Annotated in this window: 26 protein-coding genes; 16 read left to right on the top strand and 10 right to left on the bottom strand. The window is 63.4% G+C overall.

Annotation, left to right across the window (positions count from 1 at the left end; genetic code table 11):
- Window positions 1–5 precede the first annotated feature (5 nt).
- Window positions 6–1,379, bottom strand: coding sequence for a bifunctional UDP-N-acetylglucosamine diphosphorylase/glucosamine-1-phosphate N-acetyltransferase GlmU (glmU, locus tag F6V30_RS01035; RefSeq protein WP_151154680.1), 1,374 nt, complete (start codon window positions 1,377–1,379; stop codon window positions 6–8).
- A gap of 210 nt (window positions 1,380–1,589) precedes the next feature.
- Here glmU and prmA point away from each other — a divergent pair, with 210 nt between their 5' ends.
- From prmA to mutL, 4 genes are all read left to right on the top strand, one after another.
- A complete protein-coding gene (gene prmA, locus F6V30_RS01030; RefSeq protein ID WP_151154679.1) occupies window positions 1,590–2,522 on the top strand; it encodes a 50S ribosomal protein L11 methyltransferase in 933 nt (310 codons plus the stop codon).
- Window positions 2,519–3,265 (top strand): 16S rRNA (uracil(1498)-N(3))-methyltransferase, encoded by a 747-nt coding sequence (locus F6V30_RS01025; protein WP_151154678.1) that lies wholly within the window; start codon window positions 2,519–2,521, stop codon window positions 3,263–3,265. The genes prmA and F6V30_RS01025 overlap by 4 nt, the downstream gene beginning before the upstream one ends.
- 29 nt (window positions 3,266–3,294) lie before the next feature.
- A complete protein-coding gene (locus tag F6V30_RS01020; protein WP_151154677.1) occupies window positions 3,295–3,873 on the top strand; it encodes a hypothetical protein in 579 nt (192 codons plus the stop codon).
- Between the two features lie 121 nt (window positions 3,874–3,994).
- On the top strand, window positions 3,995–5,836 hold the full coding sequence (mutL, locus tag F6V30_RS01015; RefSeq protein WP_151154676.1) for a DNA mismatch repair endonuclease MutL: 1,842 nt from the start codon (window positions 3,995–3,997) through the stop codon (window positions 5,834–5,836).
- 133 nt (window positions 5,837–5,969) lie between these two features.
- Here mutL and F6V30_RS01010 read toward each other — a convergent pair whose 3' ends face one another.
- The gene (locus F6V30_RS01010) at window positions 5,970–7,595 is read right to left on the bottom strand and encodes a methyl-accepting chemotaxis protein (RefSeq protein WP_151154675.1); all 1,626 of its coding nucleotides are present in this window, start codon (window positions 7,593–7,595) and stop codon (window positions 5,970–5,972) included.
- A gap of 176 nt (window positions 7,596–7,771) precedes the next feature.
- On the opposite strand from F6V30_RS01010, the gene miaA reads away from it, so the two are divergent.
- From miaA to F6V30_RS00990, 4 genes are read left to right on the top strand one after another with little or no spacing between them, the layout of a single operon-like run.
- A complete protein-coding gene (miaA, locus tag F6V30_RS01005; protein WP_151154674.1) occupies window positions 7,772–8,701 on the top strand; it encodes a tRNA (adenosine(37)-N6)-dimethylallyltransferase MiaA in 930 nt (309 codons plus the stop codon).
- A 17-nt stretch (window positions 8,702–8,718) separates the two neighbouring features.
- Window positions 8,719–8,943, top strand: a complete 225-nt coding sequence (gene hfq / locus F6V30_RS01000; RefSeq protein WP_149209068.1) for an RNA chaperone Hfq — start codon at window positions 8,719–8,721, stop codon at window positions 8,941–8,943.
- A gap of 60 nt (window positions 8,944–9,003) precedes the next feature.
- Window positions 9,004–10,077 carry an AI-2E family transporter gene (locus F6V30_RS00995; RefSeq protein ID WP_151154673.1) on the top strand — a complete coding sequence of 358 codons (1,074 nt, stop codon included), beginning with the start codon at window positions 9,004–9,006 and terminating at the stop codon, window positions 10,075–10,077.
- Window positions 10,077–11,411 carry a DUF512 domain-containing protein gene (locus F6V30_RS00990; RefSeq protein WP_151154672.1) on the top strand — a complete coding sequence of 445 codons (1,335 nt, stop codon included), beginning with the start codon at window positions 10,077–10,079 and terminating at the stop codon, window positions 11,409–11,411. Before F6V30_RS00995 ends, F6V30_RS00990 begins: the two co-directional genes overlap by 1 nt.
- Window positions 11,412–11,498: 87 nt before the next feature.
- On the opposite strand, the gene F6V30_RS00985 is transcribed toward F6V30_RS00990, so the two are convergent.
- Entirely contained in the window at window positions 11,499–11,696 is a 198-nt protein-coding gene (locus F6V30_RS00985; protein ID WP_149307073.1) for a hypothetical protein, read from the bottom strand.
- Between the two features lie 178 nt (window positions 11,697–11,874).
- Here F6V30_RS00985 and F6V30_RS00980 point away from each other — a divergent pair, with 178 nt between their 5' ends.
- From F6V30_RS00980 to F6V30_RS00960, 5 genes are all read left to right on the top strand, one after another.
- Window positions 11,875–12,060, top strand: a complete 186-nt coding sequence (locus F6V30_RS00980) for a hypothetical protein (protein ID WP_151154671.1) — start codon at window positions 11,875–11,877, stop codon at window positions 12,058–12,060.
- An 85-nt stretch (window positions 12,061–12,145) separates the two neighbouring features.
- Window positions 12,146–13,117, top strand: coding sequence for a diacylglycerol/lipid kinase family protein (locus tag F6V30_RS00975; protein ID WP_246163115.1), 972 nt, complete (start codon window positions 12,146–12,148; stop codon window positions 13,115–13,117).
- Window positions 13,118–13,326: 209 nt separating this feature from the next.
- Window positions 13,327–13,701, top strand: coding sequence for a Fur family transcriptional regulator (locus F6V30_RS00970; protein WP_191965539.1), 375 nt, complete (start codon window positions 13,327–13,329; stop codon window positions 13,699–13,701).
- 133 nt (window positions 13,702–13,834) lie between these two features.
- On the top strand, window positions 13,835–14,407 hold the full coding sequence (gene rbr / locus F6V30_RS00965) for a rubrerythrin (protein WP_151128516.1): 573 nt from the start codon (window positions 13,835–13,837) through the stop codon (window positions 14,405–14,407).
- Between the two features lie 169 nt (window positions 14,408–14,576).
- Window positions 14,577–15,620: a cytochrome-c peroxidase gene (locus tag F6V30_RS00960; protein WP_151154670.1), complete on the top strand. Its 1,044-nt coding sequence runs from the start codon at window positions 14,577–14,579 to the stop codon at window positions 15,618–15,620.
- A 174-nt stretch (window positions 15,621–15,794) separates the two neighbouring features.
- Here F6V30_RS00960 and F6V30_RS00955 read toward each other — a convergent pair whose 3' ends face one another.
- From F6V30_RS00955 to F6V30_RS00925, 7 genes are all read right to left on the bottom strand, one after another.
- Complete coding sequence (locus F6V30_RS00955) at window positions 15,795–15,923, bottom strand: FeoB-associated Cys-rich membrane protein (protein WP_151154669.1); 129 nt, start codon at window positions 15,921–15,923, stop codon at window positions 15,795–15,797.
- Between the two features lies 1 nt (window position 15,924).
- Window positions 15,925–18,135 (bottom strand): ferrous iron transport protein B, encoded by a 2,211-nt coding sequence (feoB, locus tag F6V30_RS00950; RefSeq protein ID WP_151154668.1) that lies wholly within the window; start codon window positions 18,133–18,135, stop codon window positions 15,925–15,927.
- The gene (locus tag F6V30_RS00945) at window positions 18,132–18,362 is read right to left on the bottom strand and encodes a FeoA family protein (protein WP_151154667.1); all 231 of its coding nucleotides are present in this window, start codon (window positions 18,360–18,362) and stop codon (window positions 18,132–18,134) included. Before F6V30_RS00945 ends, feoB begins: the two co-directional genes overlap by 4 nt.
- Window positions 18,363–18,365: 3 nt before the next feature.
- Window positions 18,366–18,623 (bottom strand): FeoA family protein, encoded by a 258-nt coding sequence (locus F6V30_RS00940; RefSeq protein ID WP_151154666.1) that lies wholly within the window; start codon window positions 18,621–18,623, stop codon window positions 18,366–18,368.
- A 56-nt stretch (window positions 18,624–18,679) separates the two neighbouring features.
- On the bottom strand, window positions 18,680–19,534 hold the full coding sequence (locus tag F6V30_RS00935) for a transporter (protein WP_151154665.1): 855 nt from the start codon (window positions 19,532–19,534) through the stop codon (window positions 18,680–18,682).
- Entirely contained in the window at window positions 19,527–19,838 is a 312-nt protein-coding gene (locus F6V30_RS00930; RefSeq protein ID WP_151154664.1) for a DUF2325 domain-containing protein, read from the bottom strand. The genes F6V30_RS00935 and F6V30_RS00930 overlap by 8 nt, the downstream gene beginning before the upstream one ends.
- Before the next feature lie 93 nt (window positions 19,839–19,931).
- Complete coding sequence (locus F6V30_RS00925) at window positions 19,932–20,120, bottom strand: hypothetical protein (protein WP_151154663.1); 189 nt, start codon at window positions 20,118–20,120, stop codon at window positions 19,932–19,934.
- 216 nt (window positions 20,121–20,336) lie between these two features.
- Between F6V30_RS00925 and F6V30_RS00920 the strand changes: the two genes are divergently transcribed.
- The 3 genes from F6V30_RS00920 to F6V30_RS00910 all read left to right on the top strand — a co-directional run bounded on the left by F6V30_RS00920 (window position 20,337) and on the right by F6V30_RS00910 (window position 25,577).
- Complete coding sequence (locus tag F6V30_RS00920) at window positions 20,337–22,733, top strand: glycosyltransferase (RefSeq protein ID WP_151154662.1); 2,397 nt, start codon at window positions 20,337–20,339, stop codon at window positions 22,731–22,733.
- Between the two features lie 183 nt (window positions 22,734–22,916).
- Window positions 22,917–23,996 carry an alpha/beta hydrolase gene (locus tag F6V30_RS00915; protein WP_151154661.1) on the top strand — a complete coding sequence of 360 codons (1,080 nt, stop codon included), beginning with the start codon at window positions 22,917–22,919 and terminating at the stop codon, window positions 23,994–23,996.
- 3 nt (window positions 23,997–23,999) lie between these two features.
- Window positions 24,000–25,577, top strand: coding sequence for a GH3 family acyl-acid amido synthetase (locus F6V30_RS00910; protein WP_151154660.1), 1,578 nt, complete (start codon window positions 24,000–24,002; stop codon window positions 25,575–25,577).
- Window positions 25,578–25,596: the final 19 nt, after the last annotated feature.

Here is a 25,596-nt window from a genome sequence, read left to right as displayed (position 1 = left end):
GGGGACTATTTTTTCTTCAGTCGCCAGCCATCCTTGTTCACCTGGGGTACGCGGGAGATCGCCAGCGAGTCGGGCGGCACGTCGATGGTGACGGTCGTCCCGGCCGCCACCAGGGCGTTGCGCCCCACGGTGACCGGGGCCACGAGCTGGACGTCGCTGCCGATGAACACCTGGTCCCCGATGACCGTGCGGTGCTTGTTGACCCCGTCGTAGTTGCAGGTGATGGTGCCGCAGCCGATATTGACGTCGCGGCCGATCTCGGCATCACCCAGGTAGGTCAGGTGGGACGCCTTGGAGCCCTCACCCATGACGACCTTCTTGGTCTCCACGAAATTGCCGATCTTGACGTGGGCGTGGAGCAGCGTTCCGGGACGCAGGTGCGCCATGGGGCCCACGGCCACCGCCTCGTGCAGTTCCGAATCCTCCAGGACCGATCCCGCCTTGATATGGCAGTTGCCGGCGATGCGGCAGTTGGAGATGGTGACGCCGTTTTCGATCACGCAGCCGGAGCCTATGGCCGTTGTGCCGCTGATCTGGCAGTTGGGGTGGACGATGGTGTCGCTGCCGATGGCGACACCATCGTCGATGTAGGTCTGGTCGGGATCGATGATGGTGACGCCGGAGAGCATCAGCTCCCGGTTGATGCGTCGGCGCAGAACGCGCCCCGCTTCGGCCAACTGGCTGCGATCGTTGACCCCCATGATCTCCTCGGCGTCGTCGCAGCACAGGGCCTGGCAGCCGGCTCCCCTGCGAACGGCCACGGCCACCAGATCGGTCAGGTAGAACTCCTGCTGGGCGTTGTCGCTCCCCACACTGTCGATATTGTCGAACAGGAAGGCCGCATCCATGCAGTAGATGCCGCTGTTGATCTCGCGGAGGGCCTGCTCTTCCGGGGCGGCGTCCTTCTGCTCGACGATGCGCAGCACCGCTCCGCTGTCGTCGCGCACGATCCGGCCGTAACCATAGGGATCATTCACCGTGGCGGTCAGGACCGTCACCGCCGCTTTTTGGGCGCGGTGGAATCCGATCAGGTTTTCCAGGGTCTCCGCCCGCAGCAAGGGGGTGTCTCCGCACAGGATCAGCACCGTGCCGTCGAAGCCGGTCAGCGCCTCACGGGTGCAGGCCACGGCGTGCCCGGTGCCGAGTTGTTCCTTCTGGATCACGCAGCGGATATCCTCTGCGGCGCGGAAATGCTCCTGCACCGCAGAGGCCTGGTGCCCGACCACCAGCACTACCGGGGTCGCTCCCGCCGTCCGGGCCGCCGTTACCGGGTAGTCGATCATCGGCCTCCCGGCCGCCGGGTGCAGGACCTTTACCAGGCCGGATTTCATACGGGTTCCCTTGCCTGCGGCAAGGATGATTGCGGCAACGTTATTCATCTGAATGAATGCTCCCTATTTCCGAAAGGGGTATGCAACGCCTGACCGTACAGTTTATGTGATGCGCGATACGCCGTCAAGCATTCAGTGTGTACTCCGGCCGGAGGTCTCATTGTCCGGAACGGCGGCCTGATTTATATTGCCAATGACGGGCTGTTCTGCTAACTTTCCGAAATAACGTAAAAATAATCGAGGAGTCACTGACTGTATATGAACGATACCTGGTTGGAGGTGGCCTGCGAGCTGCCCAGCGAACTTGCCGATATCCTGGCCGAATACCTGGCCGGCGTCTCGGGCGCCGGCGTCTGTGTCGAAAACCTGAATGTGGATGCCTTTTCCCCTTCCGAGATAGCCCACAGTCCGCTTATGACCGTCAAGGCATATTTTAGCTCCGGCGACGATATGGCTGCCCGCCTGGCCGAGATCTCGGCCTTTCTGGATGACCTGGCCGCCGCCAACCCCGGCGCAGCCATCGGAAAGCCTGCCGTTACGACGGTGAAAAGCGAGGATTGGAGCACGAGTTGGAAAGTCAACTTCAAACCGCTCCGTATCGGCCGGAGGCTTTTGATCGTGCCGTCCTGGGAGGAGGTCGAGGCCGGGCCGGATGATATCGTCCTCAGTCTGGACCCGGGCATGGCCTTCGGCACCGGCGGGCACGAGACGACCCGGCTCTGCCTGGAGCAGTTGGAAACGGTCCTGCTGGACCGCCCGGCCGCCACTCCCCCCTCGGTGCTGGACCTGGGGACCGGTTCCGGCATTCTGGCCATGGCCGCGGCACGCCTGGGCGCGGGCCGCATCTGCGCCGTGGACATCGACCCGGACGCGGTGGCGGTGGCGCGGGAAAATCTGGCGATCAACGGCCTGGCGGAGCGGATCGAGTGCAGCGCGGCCCCCCTGGAATCCCTGGCCGGGCCCTTCGACGTCATCCTGGCCAACATCCTGGCCGAGGAACTGGTCCGGCTGGCCCCCCAACTCTCGGAGCGGCTGGCCCAGGGCGGCGTGCTGATCCTCTCCGGCATCCTGGCCGAGAAGGAGGCCTTTGTGCGGAGCGGGTTCGCGGCTCAGCCCCTGGTCTACCGGGAAACGGCGCACCAGGGGGAGTGGGTGGCGATGCTCTACGGCAAGGATGCCGCACCGGCATGAGCCAGCGGCGCTTCATGATATCGTCCCGGAATATCCGGGACGGGTATGCCTCCTTTAACGGCGATCTCTTCAACCACATGGTGCGGGTGCTGCGGCTCGGCACCGGCGATGGCGTGACCCTGGTGGACGAGGCGGGCAACGAGCACCAGGGGGTTATCGACCAGGTGTCCCGGGAGTGGGTCGCCGTCAGGGTGGAGGCTCCCCGGCAGGCGGCCCCGGCCGGGGAGGGGGGGGCGCGGATCACCATCTGCCAGGCCCTGCCCAAGGGGGAAAAAATCGATCTGATCCTCCAGAAGGGGACGGAGTTGGGGGCTCACGACTTCAGCCTGTTCGGCGGTCGGCGTTCCGTGGCCCGGGTACGCGAGGAACAGATCGCCGCCAAGCTGGAACGCTGGCGGCGGATAACGGCCGAGGCGGCCCGCCAGTGCAACCGGCGCTCCATTCCCGGCGTCTCCTGGTCGCCGTCGGCGGCCGAGGCGGCCGGCTCCACCTCCCAGGAGCTCCGCCTGCTGCTGTGGGAGGGGGAGCGGAAACAGGGCCTGAAGGCGGCCCTTGCCGACCGGGCCTGCCCCGCCTCAGTCATCGTGGCTGTGGGGCCGGAGGGGGGCTTCGACCCCCTTGAGGTGCAGCAGTTTCTCCAGCAGGGGTATCTGCCGGTTTCCCTGGGAGACCGGATTCTGAGGACCGAAACCGCCGCTATTGCCATTACCGCAATTTTACAGTATATTTGGGATACTCAGTAACGAGAATTACAGGTCGCAAGGAGCCGCCGATGAAATGCCCCAAGTGCGGATACAACAGCTTTGAGTACCATGATAATTGCCCCAAGTGCCTCAATGATCTCACCGGCTACAAGGCGACCTACGGGCTCAAGGCCATGGTGTTGCCCCTCGCGGCCCGGACGGATATGGCCCGGGCCATGGCGAACGAGGCTCACGCAGACGATCACTCGGCGGAGGATACGGATATGACCGCCGATATCTTCTCCTTTGACCTGGGCGATGCGGGGGAGGAGGCGTCGTCCCAGGGAGGCGGTGCCGTCCACGACCCCTTCAGCTTCGACGATGAGCCGGGCGCTTCCTTTGCGACCGGGTTTGGCGACCTCTCCTTCGGCGAGGAGCAGAAATCGGCCCAGGCCAAGGCCGAAGAGGACGCCTTCGCCAGCCTGCTGGAGTCAACCCCGCACAAGAGCACTGCCGCGCCGGCAGGCAAGCCCGCTGCCGCGAACGACGAGTTCGATCTGGAAAACTTTTCCTGGGACGACACGCCTGGTTCCGCCGGCGACGACAAGGGCGGCAGCAAGCCCCGTGAAGATGACTTCGGCAGCCTGTTCGGCGGCACCAAGAAGTAGTCCCGCCGCGTGCCGGTCCGCTGGCCTCAGGCCCGTTCCCCCTCTCGTTTCAGGGCGGACGGGCCTTGACGTATCCACCCTATGCAATCCCGAATGAAAAACGCTTCCCCGGAGTCTTCACGTGTCCCAACGCATCGCCATTCTTCCCGAAACCATCACCAACAAGATCGCCGCCGGCGAAGTGGTCGAACGGCCCTCCTCGGTCATCAAGGAGTTGCTTGAAAATTCCCTGGATGCCGGCGCAAGCGATATCTCGGTGGAGGTCGCCGCCGGGGGGAGACGGCTGATCCGCATCACGGACAACGGCCACGGCATGTCCCGGGAGGACGCCCTGCTTTCCCTGGAACGCCACGCCACCAGCAAGATCAGGACCGACAGCGACCTGGACGGCATCCTGACCCTGGGATTCCGCGGCGAGGCGCTCCCCTCCATCGCCTCGGTCTCCCGTTTCCGGCTGGCGACCCGCGAAGCCGGCAGCCTGGAGGGAACCGAGATCATCGTGGAAGGGGGGCGGGTCAAGGACGTGAAGGCCTGCGGCATGGCCCCCGGCACGGTCATCAGCGTGGAACAGCTGTTCTTCAACACCCCGGCACGCCTCAAGTTCCTGCGGAGCGCCGAGACCGAGACGGGACACGTGGGGGACACGGTGGCCCGCATGGCCGTTTCCCGTCCCGATGTGGCCTTCCGGCTGACCAGCGACGACCGGGAGATGCTGCGGGTGCAACGCAGCGACCTGCGCCGGCGCATCGCCCAGGCCGTGGGCAAGGACGCCGCTGCCGCTCTCCACGAGGTCGCCGGCACCGAGGGGGGCATCACGGTCACCGGGTTCATCTCCGGCCCCCAGTCTGTCCGCTCCACCACCTCGGCCATGTTCACCTACATCAACGGCCGGTTCGTGCGGGACAAGGTCGTGCAGCACGCCATCATGCAGGCCTACCGGGGCGTGATCGACCGTGGCCGTTATCCGATCCTGGCCCTGTTCATCGAACTGCCCCCGGGCGAGGTGGACGTCAACGTCCATCCTACAAAGCACGAGGTGCGCTTCCGCCGCCAATCCGCTGTGCACGACGCCCTCCAGGCGGCCCTGGAAGGGGTGCTGCGCCGCTCCCCCTGGCTGGCGCACCGTCAGGAGCCGGCACCCCCGGCACAGGCCGCTCCTCCCACCGGTCAGGCCTATCGCGAGCGGATCGCCGCCGCGGCCCAGGCGTCTCTCAGGTTTGTGGAGCAGCCGTCGCGTTCGTCCCTCCCCCCCGCTTCCGGCGAGGGGAGGCGTACCGTGCCGGTCGCTGCCGTTGCTCCTCCCGCCCCCACCGTTTCGGTTTCGGTCCGGGAACCGGTGGAACCGTTCCAGCCGGAGCCCGCGTCGGCGGAAGCCGCAGGCTATTTCTCTGCACTGGCGATCATCGGCCAGTTCCACGGGGAGTATCTCCTGTGCCAGTCGGGCGTCGAACTGGTGATCATCGACCAGCATGCCGCCAGCGAACGAGTCGCCTACCAACGCCTGCGGCAGCAGTTCCGGGCTGGCGGGGTGGAGTCGCAGCGGTTGCTCTTTCCCGAGACCCTGGAGCTTTCTTTTGGGGAGGCGGCCGTGGTGGGACGTTTCCGCGAGGACCTCGCCCGGATCGGCTTCGATCTTGAGCCGTTCGGCGGCACCACCGTTATCGTTGCCGCCCTGCCGCGTCTGGCTACGGGCCGGGACGGCATGCAGCTGGTGCGGGACATCCTGGCCGAACTTGCCGCACTGGGGACCAGCGTTGCCTTCGACGGCGCCATCGACGACCTGCTGGCCCGCATCGCCTGTCATTCGGTGGTACGCGGCTTCCATCCCCTGGAGCACCGTCAGATCACTGAGTTGCTGCGGGCCATGGACGAAACCGACTTTGCCGCCAGCTGCCCCCACGGCCGGCCGGTATCCCACACCATCACCCTGGGGGAACTGGAAAAGATCTTCAAGCGGACCTGACCGCTTCCGGCCGCCGCGGCTGCTCGGGAACGGCGAACGAAAAACCCCCGGCAAGCGCGGGTGCGCGTTTGCCGGGGGCCTTGTTTGCTGCCGTTTCCGTGGATGTGCGGTCCCGCCGGGGCTAAGCCGGCGGTCACAGCCTGAACTGCCGTACCAGGCCCTGGAGGTGCTCCGCCTGCCGTGCCATCTGCGCGGCGGCGGCGGCCGATTCCTGGGCGCCGCGGGAGGTGTCGTGCACCACCTGGGTGATCATGTGGATATTGTTGGTGATCTCGCTGGTCGTGGCGGTCTGCTCCTCGGCGGCCGTGGCGATCTGGCTGACCTGCATGGTGACGGCGTTGACCTGCTCCAGAATCTCGTTCAGGGCCGTTTCCAACTGGGCGGCCTCGGCGGCTCCCCGCTCGGTGCCCCTGACCCCCTCCTCCATGGAGACGATGGCCTCCCTGGTCTGGCCCTGGATCGCCTTGATCATGTCGCCGATCTCCTTGGTGGCGCGGGTCGTACGCTCCGCCAGGGCGCGCACCTCGTCGGCGACCACCGCGAAGCCCCGCCCCTGCTCGCCGGCCCGGGCCGCCTCGATGGCGGCGTTCAAGGCCAGGAGGTTGGTCTGGTCGGCGATGTCCTCGATGGTGGCCACAATGGCCCCGATCTGGTCCGAGCGCTCTCCCAGCGACTCGACGATCCCGGCGTTGGCGCGGGTGCCGTCACCCCGCTGGCGGATGCCGTCCACGGTGTTCTTGACGACCTCGAACCCCCTGTTCGTCGTGGCCGCGGCCTGTTGAGCCCCCCCGGCGGCCATGTGGCAGTTGGTGGCGATATCCGAGGAGGTGGCCGCCATCTCTTCGCTGGCGGTGGCGACGGTTGCGGCCTGGGCGGCGACCTCCTCGGTGCCGGTGGACATCTGCGCGGCCGTAGCGCTGACCTGGGCGGCGGCTGCCGACAACTGGGCCGCGGTCTCCATGACCTTGCCGATAAGTTCCCGCAGGTTTTTCACCATGGCGCCGAAGGCGGCGCTCAACTGGCCGATCTCGTCCCGGGAGTTCAATTCGATTTCGACCCCCAGGTCACCGGAGGCGATCTGGTCCGCCTTGCGGGCCAGGCTGCGCAGGGGGGCGCTGAACAGGCGCGCCAGGATGACCGCCTCCAGCAGGCCGATGGCGATGCAGACCGCCAGGGCGATCATGACCCAGGTGCGAGCCGCGGAACTGATGGCCGCCATGCCGCGGCTCTCCGTCGTGGTCTGTTTTGCCTGATTCTCCACCGTGGCGTCCAGGGCCTTGAGCGCCTGGTTGAAGTACTTGCTCGATGCCCCTCGGATCAGTTCCCCGGCCTCGGTATCCTTGTTCTGCAGGGCCATTTCGGCTACTTTGGGGGTCTCGGCCAGGTACCGTTGCAACGCCTTGGTGAACTCGCCGTAGAGTTTGCGTTCCTCGTCGGTGTCGATCATCTTCTCATAGGCCGCCTGCTCCTTCCTGAGCTTTTCGGCGGTTTCCTGGTTGCGTTTGATGTATTTGTCGATGTCTTCCGGGTTGTTGGAGACGACCATCAGCAGCTCTCCCCGCCGGAGGCTGCCGAAGAGATCGCTGATGCGGGCTACGGAGAGGATGCCCGGCACCTGCTTTTGGGCCACGTCCTCGGCACTGGTGCGGACCAGGTTCAGCCTGCCGATCATGAAGATGCCCAAAAAGACCGTGAGCAGCAGGACGAGCAGGAACGACATGATGAGTTTTGCACCGATCGAGAGATTCTTGAGCCACATACATCCTCCTTCGTTTATAGAAGCATATGAAATTTCAAGGAAATTTGGGGGGATTGTGATCGATTGCGGCAGATTGTGACGAAATTGCGGACGAATATAGCACCAAATACATCACATGAAAACCCATTTGGCAATTGCTGGAGTGCCGGTCCGGCGGTCAATGGCGGGCGGGCGATATGAACGTATCGGACAAACCAAAACTGCTGGTCGTCGTCGGGCCCACCGCATCGGGCAAGAGCGAGCTGGCCCTGCGCCTGGCCCGGGCAGTGGATGGCGAGATCGTCAATGCCGACTCCATGCAGGTCTATCGCGGCATGGACATCGGCACCGCCACGCCGACCCTTGAACAGCGCGCCGGCGTGCCTCACCACCTGATCGATGTGGCGGAGCCGGACCGGCTCTTCTCCGCCGCCGATTTCGCCGAGGCCGCCGACGAGGCCATCCGGGCCATCACCGACCGGGGCAAGCGGGTTATTGTGGTCGGCGGCACCGGGCTCTACATCCGCGCCCTGCTCAAGGGGCTGGTGGATTCCCCCAGCGGCGCGGGCGCCATCAGAAAGGCGTTGCAGGAAGAGGCCGCGCAGCTGGGCAACGAGGCCATGCTGGAACGGCTGCGGGAGGTTGACCCGGAGTCGGCGGCGCGCATGCACCCCAACAACCTGGTGCGCATCATCCGCGCCCTGGAGGTGCACCGCCTGACCGGCGTCCCCCTCTCCCGCCACCAGCAGGAGCACGCCTTCGGCGTCCGGCGTTACGAAAGCCTCCAGATCGGTATCCGCATCGACCGCCAGGAACTCTACCGGCGTATCGAGGCCCGGGTTGATCAGATGCTGGCGGCGGGGTTGCTGGCAGAGGTCCGCGGGCTCCTGGCCCGGGGATATGACCGCCAATTGAAAGCCATGCGGGCCATCGGCTATAAGGAGTCGGCCGCGTATCTGGCCGGAGAATGCGACCTGGATGAGGCCGTGCAGATCATGAAGCGGGACACGCGCCGCTATGCCAAACGCCAATTGACGTGGTTCAATGCCGACCCGGATATATTATGGTTTGAATATCCGGGAAAGTTTGCTAGTATTTTACAGCATGCTATTGAATTTTTTGAATAACAGGAGGAACGCCCCTCATGGCAAAAGCACCCTTCAACATTCAGGACCAGTACCTCAATCAGGCCCGTAAGGAGCGTGTCCGCGTGGTTGTTACCATGATGTCGGGCGATAAGCTGGAAGGCCACATCAAGTCGTTCGACAACTTCTCCGTGCTGCTGGATTACAACGGCGACATCCTTATCTATAAACATGCCATATCCACCATCACCTCGGCTGACGGCGCTTTCCGGCTGCACCAATAATCCGTTCAACCGTCTCCGGGGCGCCGCGGCCCCGGAGACGGCATCATGAATCAGGTTCCCATGAACAAAAGTACAAAGCTCCTTCTCGCAACGGCCCTGTCCCTCGCGGCCCTGGCTGCGGTCATCCTCTATTTTTCGTCCTCCGTATTCCTGCAACTGTTCATCGCCTTTGCCCTGGCCTACATGCTCAACCCGGCGGTGATATTCCTGGAGCGGAAGGGGGTTGGGCGCATCCCCGGCATCCTGGTCGTCTTCACCACCGCGCTGGTTATCTGCGTCGGCATCGCCGTGTTCTTCGTCGTCTCCCTCGGCAGCGAGTTTTCCAACATGCAGCTCAATCTGCCCGCCTATGCCCAGCACCTCTACGAGATCACCCCGGCGGCGGTCAAGTCCTACCTGGGGGTCGAAACCCCGGACAAGCTCTCGCTACGCCTGAATGATGTCTTGACCCAGGCCAAAGGCGTGGCACCGGACATCGCCAAGCCGCTCCTGAATCTCCTGCGGGAGGCGTTTTCCTCCACGATCTCCTTTGTCCTGGCGCTTTTGGGCTACTTCATCATCCCGGTCTATCTCTTCTACCTGCTGGCCGACCTGCCCCGGTTGAAGGCGTTCGTTCAGTCGTTTGTCCCCGAGCGCCACCACCGGGCCTACAACGCAAAGCTTGGGGAAATCGACAGGGTGCTGGGCGGCTTCATCCGGGGCCAGCTTTCGGTCTGCGCCATCCTGGCGGTGCTCTACAGCATCGGCCTGTATTTCATCGGCATCGACCTGGCCGTCGCCATCGGCACCCTGGCCGGCATCACCTTCATCATCCCCTACGTGGGCACCATCATCGGCATCTGCCTGTCGGTCGCCATGGCGCTGCTCAAATTCCACGACATCCTCCATCCCCTGCTCTGTCTGGGGTGGTTCGGCCTGGTTCAGACCCTGGAGGGGGCGGTCATTACCCCCAAGGTGGTGGGGGACACGGTCGGCCTGCACCCTCTGGTGGCCATTATTGCGCTCTTGATCGGGGGGCAGATGTTCGGCCTCGTGGGGATGCTGCTGGCCGTGCCGGTTACCGCCGTGCTACAGGTCTTCCTGCGCTCCCTGGCCGCTTGGTATTGCGAATCCGACTTCTACCGGGGGACCTGATGAACGGACTTCTCGTCGAAACAGTCACGCCAGGCTCCATCAGCGATGAAATGGGGGTGGAGCCGGGGGACCGGCTCCTGGCCGTCAACAATCATCCCCTGCGGGACATCATCGATTACAGCTACCACACCGCCGTCGCCGACGAACTGCTGCTGGAGGTCGCCAAGCCGGACGGCGAGGTCTGGGAACTGGAGATCGAGCGGGAGCCGGGGGAGCCGTTGGGGCTCACCTTCCCGGCCCCGGAACCGGCCCGGTGCCGCAACAACTGCGTTTTCTGCTTTGTCCATCAGCTCCCCCGCGGGCTGCGCAAGCCGCTCTACGTCAAGGACGAGGACTACCGCCTCTCCTTCCTCAACGGCAACTACGTCACCCTGGCCAACCTGAAAGCTCCCGAACTGGCCCGCATCATCGACCAGCGCCTCTCGCCGCTCTATATCTCGGTCCATGCCACCAACCCGGCGCTGCGCGAACGGTTGCTGGGCCGGCCGGGCATCCCCCCCATCCTCGACCAGTTGCGGGAGTTGGCCGCCGCGCGCATCAGCATGCACACCCAGGTGGTGCTCTGCCCCGGCCTCAACGATGGCCTTGAGTTGGAGCGGACCGTCGACGATCTGGCGGGACTCTACCCTGCGGTGCAATCCCTGGCCGTCGTGCCGTTGGGCTTGACCCGCCACCGTGGGCGCCTGCCGCAGCTCACGCCGGTGGATACCGATTATGCCCGGGCCTTCGTCACTACCTGGGGGCCGCGGGCCAAGGCCGTGAAAAAACGCCTGGGCGAGCCGTTCCTCTTCCTGGCCGACGAGTTTTACCTCAAGGGAGGCGTTCCGTTTCCCCCGCTGCGGGAGTACGGCGACCTCCCCCAGATAGAGAACGGGGTCGGCATGGTGCCGCTGTTCCAGCGGGACGCCGCACAGGTGCTGCGAACGGCCCGGCCGGTGGGCGACCTGCGGGTCACGGTGGTGACCGGCGTCTCGGCCGTGGGCTTCGTGGGGGTCTTCCTGGCCGGGTTGGAGGAGCGGACCGGCGCCCGGATCGTACCGCTGGCGGTGAAAAACCGCCTGTTCGGAGAAAGCGTGACGGTCAGCGGCCTGGTGGCGGGTAACGACATCATGGCGGCGCTTGAGGGGGTGGAGATCGGTGCGGGGCTCTTGGTGCCGGACGTGATGCTCAAGGAGGGGGAGGGGCTGTTTCTGGACGATGTGTCCCTGGAGGAGTTGCAGGGGCGCCTCGGCCGCCCGGTGCTCACCTTCGACGGCACGCCCCGTGGCTGCTACCGGGCGCTCCGGCAGATGGCCCGCTTGGGTGCAGGCAACTCTGTGCCAGCATCTCCCTGACCTTTGCCGGCAACACGTCCGCGGGGAGTGCGCCCGCGAAAAAGGCCTGCCGTGCGGCAGGCCTTTGGGATGATCGTTACCAAGTGTTCAGTGGGTGACCTCGGCGCATTCCTTGCGCTCCCACGAATCCAGTTCACCGTTTTCAAGCCGTACCTGGACGGTTTCACCTTCGTAGGTGCAACCGAACGAATAGCCGAGTTGCCCGTTTTTCAGGTTGCGGAGGGGAACGTGCTCTTCGCGCTGCTCGGTCCAGTAGCAGACCTGATCGTATTGTTTCGTTTTCATGGCCCTTCCCCCTTTCTCTTTTCCTGACTATATTTTATCCTCCCGGGGGGACACTCTGCAAGCCCCGCCTTTGTCCGGCCGTCATGCCGTAAAATTGCCTACCTGTTGTCCTTTTTCCACGTGTCTGTAACAATCCGCCTGTATGTAGGTTGCTATAAACATGCAAAGGAGACTCGTTATGAAAATTCGACCCGATGAAGACTATTACTACTGGTGCTGCGATTGGTGCGACACGGAGAACCTCGTCCTCTGGGCGCGGCTGCACACCGGCGCCTACTGCGGCGCCTGCCACCGCCCCATGAGTCTGCCCGACAGCCCGCAGGGCGTGGTTATCGACAACTCCATCGCTGCGGGTCTCTGCTGACACGGCAGATTACCGGGCACACCCCGCAAATCCATTTAACGTCTGGATATAACCTGCGACTTTGGTATCATACAAGGGCAACCCCATGGGCGACATCCGGTCGGGGTGCCGCCTCCGGGGGATTCTCACTCTGCCAAAGGTCTGCTGTCCGCCGCGCCGGACCGGCAGCGAAACGTCCAGGCCCATGCACACCACACCTTTCCTGATCATTAACCCCGATTCCGGCAGCTTCAGCCGCAGACGCATTGCGCGGGTGGTTGACAGCCTCAAACGAGCCGGTCTGCCCCCCGTCATCCATCCGGTCAGGAACCCCGCCGAGGCGCTCCCCTGTTGCCAGGCCATCCGCCGGGTACGCGAACATCCCTTCATCATCGTGGCCGCCGGAGACGGCACCTTCAACGCCGTCTTGAACGGGCTCGGCCCCGGACCGGCGACCCTGGCGGTGCTCCCCCTGGGCACGTCCAATGTCCTGGCCGCCGAACTGGGGATCACCTCCCTTGAGGACGGCATCGCGCGCATATGCGCGGGCAAGACCGGGCCGCTCTCGGTGGGGCTCCTGGAGTTCGAAGCGGGTCGCCGCTATTTCGCACTCATGGCGGGCAGCGGCCTGGACGGCGCCGTGGTGGGCGGCGTCAGGGCGGGGGAAAAACGGGCGCTGAAGCAGGGGGCCTACGCCCTGTCGGCGCTCAGGGCGGCGCTTGGGTGGGATCGGGGCATGCAGGAGATCGTCGCGGACGGGAAGCTTTGTCTCTGCCACACGGCGGTAGTATGCAACGCCTCGCGCTATGGGGGGAACTTCAGGCTCTCGCCCGACAGCGACCTGTTCCGCCCCGGTTTTGAGATCGCCTGCGTCACGAGCAACCATCGGAGGGGATACCTGGCGATTATCCGCAACCTCTTCCTGGGACAGCCGATGCCGGATGCGGCTCTTACCTGGCTCACCGCCACGGAGATCGAACTGCGTGGAGCAAAGCCGATCCAGCTCGATGGGGATTTCATCGGGCACGGTCCGGCGCGGATCACGGCGGTGGCCGATTTTGCCCAGATTATCAGGTAGCCGCTTCCTCCTGTTTTACCCGTATGTCTGAGGCGGTCGGTTTCGGAGCCGTTCCCGTGGTGTCTCGCATGCCCCGTTCATTTTGATTCTTGACAGACGTCGCGCAAGGACGTATTGTTTTTTTGTCAGGAATGATTCCTGATTAGGAGCGCGCCATCAAACGGGAACAGATCAAAAAAAACATCATCCAGGGGCTCAGGGAAAAGGGGTTGAAGCTGACCTCACAGCGCCTTGAGGTCATAAGCGTGCTTACCCGCGACAAGAGTCATCCGTCCGCCCTGACCATCTTTAAAACGGCGCGGGAGAAATATCCCAACATAAGCCTGTCCACCGTGTACTATACCCTGGCTCTGCTCAAGAAACACCGGCTGATCAAGGAGCTGGAGTTCGAGACCATGGACAACCGTTACGATATGGATACGGCCAATCACCTCAACCTGATCTGCACCAACTGCGGAAGGATCGAGGACTTTACCGACGCCGTTCCCGTGCCGCCCGAGGTGGTGGAACAGCACACCGGCTTTGCCCCCCACGATATGCGTTTTGAGTACTACGGGCTGTGCAAACAGTGCCGTAAGCCCTAACGAGTTTTTTTATCGAACAGGCAGGAATCGTTCCTGTTTGCCACCAAGCTCTTTGTACCGTCCCATCACGTTGAAATTGCCTGCGGCATTTCCTCGAAGGGACTCACCCCAACCACAGAAAGGAACCGAACAGATGTCATTAAAAGGAACCCGCACCGAGAAAAACATCCTCACCGCATTCGCCGGCGAGAGCCAGGCCCGCAACCGTTACACCTATTTTGCCGCACAGGCGAAGAAGGACGGCTACGTGCAGATTGCCGAGATCTTCGAAGAAACGGCCAACCAGGAGAGGGAACATGCCAAGCGGCTGTTCAAATTTCTGGAGGGGGGCGATGTGGAGATCACTGCCGCATTTCCGGCCGGCGTGGTCGGGACTACCGCGGAAAACCTGCTGGCCTCGGCCCAAGGAGAGCACCACGAACAGACGGAGATGTACCCGGAATTCGCCGCCATCGCCAAGGAAGAGGGGTTCCCGGTGCTGGCCGCCGTGTTCACGGCCATCGCCGTCGCCGAAAAACAGCATGAAAAACGTTTCAGGGCCCTCCAGGCCAATATCGAGAACGACCGGGTCTTCCGGCGGGACGAGCCGGTGGTCTGGAGATGCCGCAACTGCGGTTACCTCCACGAAGGACCTGCCGCCCTGGAACTGTGCCCCGCCTGTGCCCACCCCAAGGCCCATTTCGAGCTGCTGGCCGAGAACTACTGACCGACCAGAAGAACCCCTCACCGAGGCGCAAGGGACGCGAAGAAGCTGCCGGACGTGTTGTTATCAAGCCGGTGGGCGGCTCTTTTTGACGTGGACTGTGCGCCTCTGTGAGGGGGCTGTCACGGTAGTCGGATTGGACGTCTTATCCCAAACTCAAGGAGGAATGCCCATGAAACGAATTTGTCTGTCGCTTGCTTTCGTGCTGTCGCTGGCCGTCGTCGCCGGCCAGTCCGCTGCCGCAGATGATCTTCAGGCCCGCGCCAAAGCCCTCTTCAAGCCGATCCCGGCCAAACCGCCGGTTCTGAAGGGCAATCCGGCCACGCCTGCCAAAGTTGAACTGGGGGCCAAGCTTTACTTTGATCCACGCCTGTCCCGGTCCCAGCTCATCAGTTGCAACACCTGCCATAATGCGGGATTGGGCGGAGCCGACCTCCAGGTGACCTCCACCGGCCACGGCTGGCAGAAGGGGCCGCGTAACGCCCCGACCGTCCTCAACTCCGCCTACAATATTGCCCAGTTCTGGGACGGCCGTGCCAAGGACCTGGCCGAGCAGGCCAAGGGGCCGGTGCAAGCCTCGGTGGAGATGAACAACACACCTGAACTGGTGTTGCAGACCCTGAACAGCATCCCCGAGTACGTCAAACTCTTCAAAAAAGCCTTCCCCGGTGAAAAGGAGCCGCTGACCTTCGACAACATGGCCCGGGCAATCGAGGTCTTCGAGGCGAGCCTGGTCACGCCGGATGCCCCCTTTGACCGCTACCTCAAGGGGAACCGCAAGGCCCTGGGCGCCAGGGAAACCGCCGGGCTCAAGCTCTTCATCGACAAGGGATGTGTTGCCTGCCACGGTGGCCTCAATCTGGGCGGTTCCGGTTATTTCCCCTTCGGCGTGGTGGCCAAGCCGGCCGAGAATATCATGCCGCGGAAGGATAAGGGGCGGTTTGCCGTCACCAATACCTCGGCGGATGAGTACGTCTTCCGGGCACCTTCGTTGCGCAACGTGGCCATCACGGCCCCCTATTTTCACTCCGGCGTGGTCTGGAGCCTGAAAGAGGCGGTTGACGTCATGGGTTCGGCCCAATTCGGCATCCAACTCAGCGATGAGGAAAGCAGCGCCATTGTCGCGTTTCTTGGCAGCCTGACCGGCAAGCAGCCCAAGATCGTCTATCCGCTGTTACCGGCCAGTACCGATGCAACACCTCACCCCACGCTGTAGCGCCTTCCCTGTTTCCCCTGTTTCTGCCCGTTACCGGTGCAGAAACAGGGGCATTTAGCTTACCCGAAGATAGTGTCGTTCCTGCGGTAGATGGCCGCCAGGGCGTGGTTGTGGGCTCACAGTTCCCGGAAGAATTCGTCCGCGACCCACCGCCGGGCAGCCTTCCATCCGCTCTCACTTGCCGCCGCAACCGCCGCCGTCGCAACCGGGGCAATGCCCCTTTTTCTTCCAGAGGGAACTATAGAGCAGCCAGGCAGCGCCGGCCAGTATGGCAATCATCAGCACGATATCGAATGCTCCCATGTCACACCCCCCATCCCAGGAGTCGTCCCCCCTGGTAGACGATCATCGCCATGCCCCAGGCCAACGCGCTCTGATAGGCAAAGGCTACCCCGAACCATTTCCACGAGCCGAACTCCTGGCGCATGGCGATGGCGACCACCACGCACGGCATGTAGAGCAGGACGAACACCATGAAGGCATAGGCGGAAAGGGGAGTGAAGGTCTGCTGAATCGTGGCTTTCAGCGGACCCCGGTCCTCCTTCTCGTCCGCCGCCAGGCTGGAGACGCCGAAGGTGGAGACCACATTGGAGGCGGATTCCTTGACCGCCTTGCCAAAAGAGACGGCAATCTCCTGCAGGTCTTCTCCGAAACTCGCCTCGGGTTTTTTCTGCTCCCCCTTCTTGGGGGCATAGATCTCGCCCATGGTGCCGACCACGATCTCCTTGGCGATGACGCCGGTGATCAGGGATGAGGCCGCCTGCCAGGTGCCGAATCCCAGGGGGCTCAGGACCGGGGCCATCACCTGCCCGGCCTGTCCCAGGTAGGAATCCTTCTTGTGCTCCACCCCCCAGGGGAGGTTCAGGAGGAACCAGACAAAGATGGAGACCGCCAGGATGTAGGTACCGGCCTTGATGAGGAAATGTTTCCCCTTCTCCCAGGTGTGCAGGCAGAGGCTGGTGAAGGAGGGCATCCGGTAGGGGGGCAACTCCATGATGAACATGGGGGCCTCGCCCCGGAAGAGGGTGCGCTTGAAGAACACGCCCATGACGATGGCCAGGGCGATGCCCAGTACGTACAGGGACCAGATCACCGTGCCCGGATTGTTGGGGAAGAAGGCCCCCACAAAGAGTACGTAGACCGGCAGCCTTGCCCCGCAGGACATGAGCGGGATCAGGAGGGCGGTCAACACCTTGTCCCGTGGGTTTTCCAGGGTCCGGGTGGCGTAGATGCCGGGCACGTTGCAGCCGAAGCCGAGCAGAAGCGGTATGAACGATTTGCCGTGGAGCCCCATGGCGTGCATGGCCCGGTCCATGACAAAGGCGGCGCGCGCCATGTAACCGCTCCCCTCCAGGAAGGTGATGAAGAACATCATCATGAAGATGACCGGGACGAACACCAGCACGAAGCCGACCCCGGAGATGACCCCTTCGGTGGCCAGGGAAACCGTCCAGTCCGGGGCACCGACCAGGCCCAGCAGTTGCGTTGTCCAGTGTTTGAAAGGGCCGCCGGCCATGTCGTTGATCCAGTCGCCGAAAGGTTTGGAGAGGTCGAAGGTCAGCTTGAACACCAGCCACATGGCTGCCAGGAAGATCGGGATGCCGAGAAAGCGGTTGAGCACCACCCGGTCGATCCGCTCGGTCATCTCAACCCGGCGCTCCTCCTTCTTGAAGAGCACCTCCCGGGCCAATCCGGCGGCCTGGGAATAGCGGGCGTCGGCCATGAGCGCCTCCAGGTCTTCGCCATGCCCCCGGCGCAGGTGGTGGAAGATCTCCTCCGGCAGGGCGTCCTGGGCCAGGTCGGTCTCCCGGCCCAGCCGTTCGTCCCCCTCCATGAGCCTGAGCAGCAGCCAGCGCTCCGGGTACAACGCGAACAGGGCGGGATGCTCCCGGCGCAGGGTATCGCCCAGCAGCGCCACGGCGGTCTCGATGTCGTCGCCGTAGTTGAGGATGCGCGGGGCGTGGTCGGCCGGTTGCGCGGCCATCTCCAGCACCTTGTCCAACAGTTCCGTCAGGCCGCTCCTCCGGGTGGCCGAGGTGGGGACCACGCTGACGCCCAGCATCGTCTCGATGTCGTGGAGGTTGAAGCGATACCCCTTGGCCTCGGCCTCGTCGTAGATGTTTAGGGCCATGACCACCGGGATGCCCAGTTCCATGAGTTGCACCGTCAGGTACAGGTTGCGTTCCAGGTTGGTGGCGTCCACCACGTTGACGATCAGGTCGGGCCGTTCTTTCACCAGGTAATCCCGGGCGATGATCTCCTCCTGGGTGTAGGGGGAGAGGGAGTAGGTGCCGGGGAGGTCAACCAGCCGGATCTTCCGGCCGTTATGCTCGAACAGGGCCTCCTTCTTTTCCACGGTTACGCCGGGCCAATTGCCCACCTGGAGCCGCGTGCCGGCAATGGCGTTGATCAGGGTGGACTTGCCCACGTTGGGGTTGCCCGCCACGGCCACTACCAGGGGGCGTGCCTCCGAGGCCGAAACGGTGTGGTCGGCGTGCGATGCCTGCTCCGTCATGACGCCACCTCCACTTCGATCCCTTCCGCCTCCTTCTTGCGCAACGAGAGATGATACCCCTTGATGGTCACCTCGATCGGGTCCCCCAGAGGGGCCACCTTTTCCACCCTGACCGGCTCGCCGGCCAGTACCCCCATGTCCATCAGCCGCCGCTTTATGGGGCCGACGGCCGTCCCGATGTGAACGATCCTCCCCTGCTGCCCCGGTTTCATCATCGCCAGATGCATCCCCTACCTCCGTATCGTTATTTTCATAGCCACGCCGCGATCAATGGCAATCCGTGATTCGTCCACCTTCAACAGCACCAGGTTACTGCTGTTGTTCAACATCTCCACCTGCTTGCCGACCCTGAGCCCCATGTCTTCCACCCGCACGTCTCCCGGCTTGCGTTCTTCCTTGCAGCGGCATGCGCCGCACTCCGGTGTGCATTGTCCGATCTCGGCGATCTCGCCCCGTTCCCCGGGGCCCATCAGTCCCAATGGCATCATCCGCACAACTTCCTTTCCTCGCCCGTTCCCGCAGGGGAGCGGACGACTACCTGCTTCTAAAACTTGAGCACTACCCCGTAGAGCAGGGCCAGATCATCCTCCGGTTTGGTGAGCCCGACCTTGACGCCGGCGTTCACATCCAGGAACGGGGAAACCTCGTACCGGGCTCCGACCAGGCCGTAGCTGCACAGTTCGCTGGTTGACCTCTCCCGGGTCGTGGCTACACCGAAGTCGGTCATCAGCGTCAGCCCCTTCATGACCTGCACCTCGGCGGCCAGGGAGCCGGACCAGAGGTCTGAGCGGTTCTCGTCTCTCTGGATGTCGGTGCGGAAACCGTGGTGCTCATAGCCCAAGTTGGCATGGAGCAGATACTTTCCCTCGGCGAACTCTTTAGTGGCGATGAGCGCGCCGCCGAAGCCCCAACGGCCGTCCGAGAGTCCGGCGCTGTACTTGCCGGTCGGCAGCAGGATGGTCGGTTTGACGGCAAGGCTCAAACCCTCGCGCTCGAAGAAGCGGTACTTCACTTCGAGGGCCATGTCGCCGAAACCGTCGCTGGTCCCGGCCAGTTGGCCCGCTTCCCTGACCCGCTCGCTGAAGAGATAGGGCACTGCCAGGGACACCCCCAGATCCTTGGTGATGCCGGTGGTGATCTTCATCTCGCCGTCGAAGGCCTCGCGGCGCGTGGCGATCCCGTTGTCCGACTCCTTGTCGTAGGCGTAGCCGCCGTTCAGCTCCACCTCGGCATGGCCCGGCTCCACGGTTCCGGTGTCGTCCGTGACAAGCGGCGGCCCGGCAAAGGACGGGACCGCTCCCAGGGTTACCATGCCCGCCAGCAGTGCCGCCGTGATCCCCCGCCGCACGATTCTCCCCGCGGTACGCTCCTGTTCCCCTGTGGTGATGGTTTCAGACATCGTTCCTTCCCCCTGTGTGATTGATGATATGCATACATTTCAAACACTCGCGGAGCGTGCAGACCCCGCAGGCGTGGTGCATGAAAACCGGAACGTCGTTGGCGCGCGCCGCCGTCATCGCCTCGTTTTTCGCCCGGTGGGAGACCTTGTTGGTGAAGATCACCACGGCATCGGCATGTTTCAGTTTCGCGGCGATGCCGTTTTGGGCGGTGATGAACACGCTCAACTCCACGCCTGCCCTCGCGGCCTCCCGCAGATACTGTGGCTCCAGGCGGTCCATCCCGCCGATCAGCACGACACTCATGGTTATCTCCTTCCCGGAATAAGATATTGATAGTCATTATCAACAATGTGGCAAAAAAGGACAGCTATGCCCTTCATGGTGCACATGGTACGCTTAACGGTTCTGATTTACGTCGGTGAGATGGGGGCTGCGGAAGTCGTTGGCTGCGATGGCGGAGAACACCCCGCCGCCGGTGGCCGTTCGCTGTCGAGGCATTCCCGTGGCCGGCGCGCCCGGTGGACAACAACGGCCGTCATACGTTCGGACAGTCGTGTATGCCGGCCTGTCGATGTGATGGGTCATGTCTGCCGCTTCCTCTGGTATGGGTAGTTGGTGCCGCTGGTCATCTTGTTTATGATATTGAAAACTTAAATCAATATACCGGCCGGTATTCTGGCTGTCAAGGACAAAAAACACGGCACTGAGAAAAGGTCCCTGCCGTACCACCCCCTGAACGGCAACATACTTATTGCAGAGCCTTCACATGTTTGTAATCATTGCCTGCTAGGATCGCGAACCATGAGAACCTACAAAGCGGACCTGCACGTCCATTCGAGTCACTCCAACAAGCCTACCTACTGGGCCATGCGCAAGTTCAACTGCCCCGAAAGCTACACCTCGCCCGAGTATCTCTACCAGACCGCCCGGAGCCGGGGGATGGATTTCGTCACCATCAGCGATCACAACAGCATCAACGGCGCCCTGGAGATCGCCCACCTGCCCGGTGCGTTCGTCAGCTCCGAGATCACCGCCTACTTCCCGGAGACCGGCTGCAAGGTCCACGTGGTGGTGCTGCACATCACCGAGGCCCAGTTCCGCCAGATCATGGAACTGCGCAGGAATATCTACGAGATGGTGGCCTACCTCCAAAGGGAGGGGGTCGCCCACTTCCTGGCCCATCCGCTCTACGCGCAGAACGACAAGCTGACCACCGCCATCATCGAGAAGTCCCTGGTGCTCTTCTCCACCTTCGAGGTCAGAAACGGCTGTCGGGCGCGTCGTTTTAACGCCTTTACCGAACAGATCGTCACCAGCCTCGACCGGGAAACCCTGGAGCGGCTCGCCAACCGGCACGATATCCGCCCCTACGGCGCCACGCCATGGATCAAGGGGATGGTGGGGGGCTCGGACGACCACGGCGGCCTGTTCATCAGCCGGGCCCACACGGCCGCAGAGGGCGCCGACAGCGTGGACAGCTTCATCGAGGCTGTAAAAGCGGGGCGGAGCCGTCCCGAGGGGGAGAGCGGCGGCCCGCTGACCATGGCCCACAGCATGTACGGCATCGCCCACAGCTTCTACCGGGAGCGCTTCGGCGACCGCGGCCGCAGTTCGACCCCCTTTATCAGCGCCCTCTTGAACCGCTTCTTCAATGTGGGTTCGGCCCGGGAATCGTTCGTGGAAAAGATCCGGCTGTTCATCCTGAAGAACATCCCCGAGTCCCGGAGCCACCGGAGCCGCAGTTTCGAGGAGGTCCTGGACCGGGAGGCACGGGTGCTGCTCAACGACAGCGTCTTCCTGGCCACGCTCAAGGGGGCCGACCAGAACCGCACCATCTTCGCCGTGACCAGCTATCTGGCCAACCGGATGATCTACATCTACACCAATCGCCTGATGTCGCTGCCGCTCTCCGCCGGGTTCTTCGATTACGTCACCACGCTGTCCACCATCGGCTTGGTGCACCTGCTGGTGACCCCCTACTACCTGGCCTTCCACCACCAGCACAAGGGCAAGGACATCATGCGCGGCCTCAAGGAGACCTTTCCCGATGCCGGCGACGATGGCGGAGAGAAGATCGCCCTGTTCACCGATACCCTGGACGAGATCAACGGGGTGGCCATCACCATCCACCGCCTGATCCAGACCGCCAGAAACCGAGGGGTGGAGTTGACGGTGATCACCGCCGGGAATGCCGACGCTCCGCTCCCCGAGGGGGTCAAGCGCTTCGAATCGGTGGGTGATTTCGTGCTGCCCGAATACCCCGAATTGAAATTTTCCTTCCCGCCGATCCTGGACGTCATGGATTACATCGAGCAGGGGGGCTTCACCCGCATCCATATCAGCACCCCGGGAACCGTCGGCCTGTTGGGACTCCTGATCGCCCGCATGATGGACATCCCGGTGGCCGGCACCTATCACACCGACATTCCCCAGTACGTGCGCAGCCTGACCAACGACGAATTCCTGGAGCAGGCCGCCTGGAGCTACATGATCTGGTTCTACAGCCAGATGGAGGAGGTCATGGTGCCGTCCAACGGGACCCGGCAGCAACTCCTCTCCCGCGGCCTGGCGGAGGAAAAGATGAAACCGCTGCCGCGCTGGGTGGACACGGAGCAGTTCACGCCGGTCAGACGGAGTGCGGATTTTTGGACCAGACGGGGCATCCCTGAGGGGATCAGGCTCCTCTACGTGGGGCGGGTATCGCGGGAAAAATCGCTGGAACTGCTGGCGGACACGTTCGCCGAACTGATCGACTCCGGTTTCGACGCATCCCTGGTGGTCGTCGGCGATGGGCCGTATCGCCAGGAGATGGAGGAGCGCCTGAAAGGGTATCCGGCCTTCTTCACCGGCTACCTGGGGGGAGAGGAATTACAGAATGGGTACGCCTCGGCCGACCTGTTCGTCTTCCCCAGCGCCACCGATACCTTCGGCAATGTGGTCCTGGAGGCCCAGTCCTCCGGGTTGCCGGTGATCGTCTCCGATGCCGGGGGCCCGAAGGAGCTGATGGCCGACGGCGAGACCGGCATGGTCTTCGGCGCCGGCAGCGGGGCGGAACTGGCCGCCGCTATCAGGTATTTCCTCAACAACCGGGCGGTGCTGGCCGAGATGAGCCACAATGCCCGCAGCTTCGCCCTGCTCAGGGCCCCCGCCAGCGACGACGCCTACAGTACCATCCTCCAGTGCGGCCGGGCGGCCTGACCAGCCCGGCGGACCAGTGTTGCACCAGCAGTTCCCCCCATGTTATGCCGGGATCGAAGTCATGGTCCCGGCGCTTTTTTCATGATCGCAACAAATCCTCCACCAACTGTTTCCCATTCGCCTCCCACGTGTAACGTTGCCATGCTTTACTGACGGAAGTAACCACGAAGATCAGGAGGTGACATGAAGTCCGTTTCGTTAAAGAGCGGCCCAGCGAAAGAGGCCCACCCCGTACTTGTTTCGGCAGCAACCATGGCCCACGGCCTCATGCGCTCCATGGCCATCAAACCCTACGCACCGCGGGACCGGCGCCGCGAGTTCAGCCAGATGAAGAAAATCCACAGCATGCACAGCGTCCGCTGCCAACTGTTCCGGGAAAAGGGGGGCGGTTCCCTGCCGACCATCGTGGTCGCGGGTTTCGTGCCGGACGCCACGGAAACGATAGAGTTCCAGCGTCCGCTGCTGCGCCGGTACGGCAGTATCTATTATTTCAACTATCCCCGTAACGGCTTCTCGGCAGAGATGTTTTCCGCACAACTGTCCGACCTGATCGACGATATCCACACCGGGGGCACCAAGCCGCTGATCATGAGCGTCAGCTTCGGTTCCGGCCTGCTGGTGGATTTTCTCCGGCAGGCCGACGAACAGATTCACGAGAAGATTCGCGGCCTGCTCCTGATCAGCCCGGTGATCTGCACCGACGACCTGATCCGCCCCAAGGGGGAGAAGCGGGACGGCATCCGGTTCCTGGAGAGCAGCCTGCAGAAGATCATCACCGCCGACCCGGCCAAGCGGGACGAGTTGGAGAAGCAGGTGGAGCGCTCCCGGCGCTGCTTTCAGGCACTGTTCGCAGCCGGGGCCGAAAACCGGGTGTTGAGCAGCAAGCACCTGGCCATCCGCCGCAAGATCATGGACGTCCTGGCCCATACCTCGGCCCTGGGAGGGTACGAGCGGGTCAAGGCGCTACGGGAGCTTCAATTCCCCGAGTTTGACGGCTCGGTCTTCGCCGGGCCGGTGCTGACGCTCTTGGCGGAGAACGAGGGGGATATCCTTGTGCCGCTGTCGCCGACCCTGGAGCTCTTCGCCGATTCGAGCCGCTACACCAAGCTGTTTCCCAACTGCCGGGTGAAGAAGGTCATATCAAAGAATGAAGAGGACAGCGTGCCCCACGCCTCCATGATCTTCCACCACGACGCCTACAACCCCCTGCTGGAAAGCTGGTACAGCAGACTTTCGGCACCCCTGCTCCAGATGGCGGTCTGATCCATGGCCCTTCTCAGGCAGGCATTGCGGACAGGCCCCGTGCAGGGGCTCATCAGACAGACGGCCGCCTTTAGGGCCCGGCGCTTCCACCAGCGCGACCCGCTCGCAGCCCAGCGGGACATCTTCCAGCAACTCGTCGGCACGGCGGCCGGGACCCGCTTCGGCCGCGACCACGACTTCCCGGTCCTGGCGCGTCTCCCCTATGATCAAGCCTATGCGCGGTTCCGGCAGTTGGTGCCGATCCGTACCTACCAGGATTTCTGGAACGACTATTTCCAGGCCGGCTGCCGCACCGGCATTGACGGCAGAAAACGGATTTGCCTGGATGACGTCACCTGGCCCGGCAGGGTGCGCATGTTTTGCGAAACCTCCGGCACCACAGCTCCGACCAAGTACATCCCCTTTTCCGACCGGATGTTCCAGGAAAACCGCCGGGCTGCCACGGACATGATCGCCTGCTATCTGGCCACCCAAAGGGCATCGCGCATCGGCTCCGGCAAGATCCTCTACATGTCCGGCTCCACGGAACTGAACGATATGGGGGGAGGTATCTGTTCCGGCGACATGAGCGCCCTCACGCTCCGTTTCCGGCCCCGCTGGCTCGACCCCTTCGTGGAGCCCCAGGCCCCTGTGTCGGCCCTCCCCTGGGAGGAGAAGCTCCAGGCCATGGCCGAACTGCTGCTGGGCGACCCGGAGATTCGGGTCATCTCCGGCGTGCCCCCCTGGATTCTCCTGCTCCTGAAGCGCTGCGCCGAGATGGGGGGGAGGCCGCTGACCGAGCTGCTGCCCCACCTGGAGCTGATCATCCACGGCGGCACCAGCATCAAGCCCTATCGCAGTGAATTCGAGGCGCTGTTCCACGACCGGCTCCCCAACCTGCTGGAATTGCTCCCCTCCTCCGAGGCCTTCATGGCGTTCCAGCGGCAGGGAGACGCGCAGATGCGCCTGACCCCCTTTTACGGGGCGTTCTTCGAGTTCGTGCGCTTCGACGATCTGGACGAACAGGGGCGGCCGGCGCGGGACGCCGCGGCGATCCCGCTGGAAGAGGTACAGACGGGCCAGCGTTACGCCGTGATCCTCAGCACCTGCTCCGGGCTGTGGCGCTACCACATCGGCGACACCATCCGGTTTACCTCCCTTGCCCCGCACTTCATCGAGTTCACCGGCCGAGACCGTTTTCTGGACAAGCTGGAGGAAAAGGTGACCCAAGGGGAGGTGGAACGGGTCATTGCGGAGCTGAACGCCTTCGGAAGCTGGAGCGTGCGGGAGTTCATGGTAGGTGCCGACGTGCAGGCCCGACGGCATGTGTGGGTCCTGGCCACGACGGATGAGGGAAACTGGGAACAGGCCGCCCACCTGCTGGATGCCGCCCTGTGCGGCATGAACGCGGATTATGCCACCTTCCGCAGCCAGGGACGCATCAATCCGCCCCAGGTGGTGACGGCGGGGGAGGGGACGATCTACGAGTGGTCCAGGATGGTGCGGGGTAAGTTGGGGGGGCAGACCAAGATCCCGCACATCGATCCGACGCCTGATTCGTCCATGATTACCAGCCTGCGGGAGTATGTCGGGCGGGGTTGAAACGGCTATTTACGCCTGA

The organism is Oryzomonas sagensis (genome assembly GCF_008802355.1).
In the GTDB taxonomy this organism is placed as follows: domain Bacteria; phylum Desulfobacterota; class Desulfuromonadia; order Geobacterales; family Pseudopelobacteraceae; genus Oryzomonas; species Oryzomonas sagensis.
This window is presented reverse-complemented; position numbering and strand designations above follow the sequence as displayed.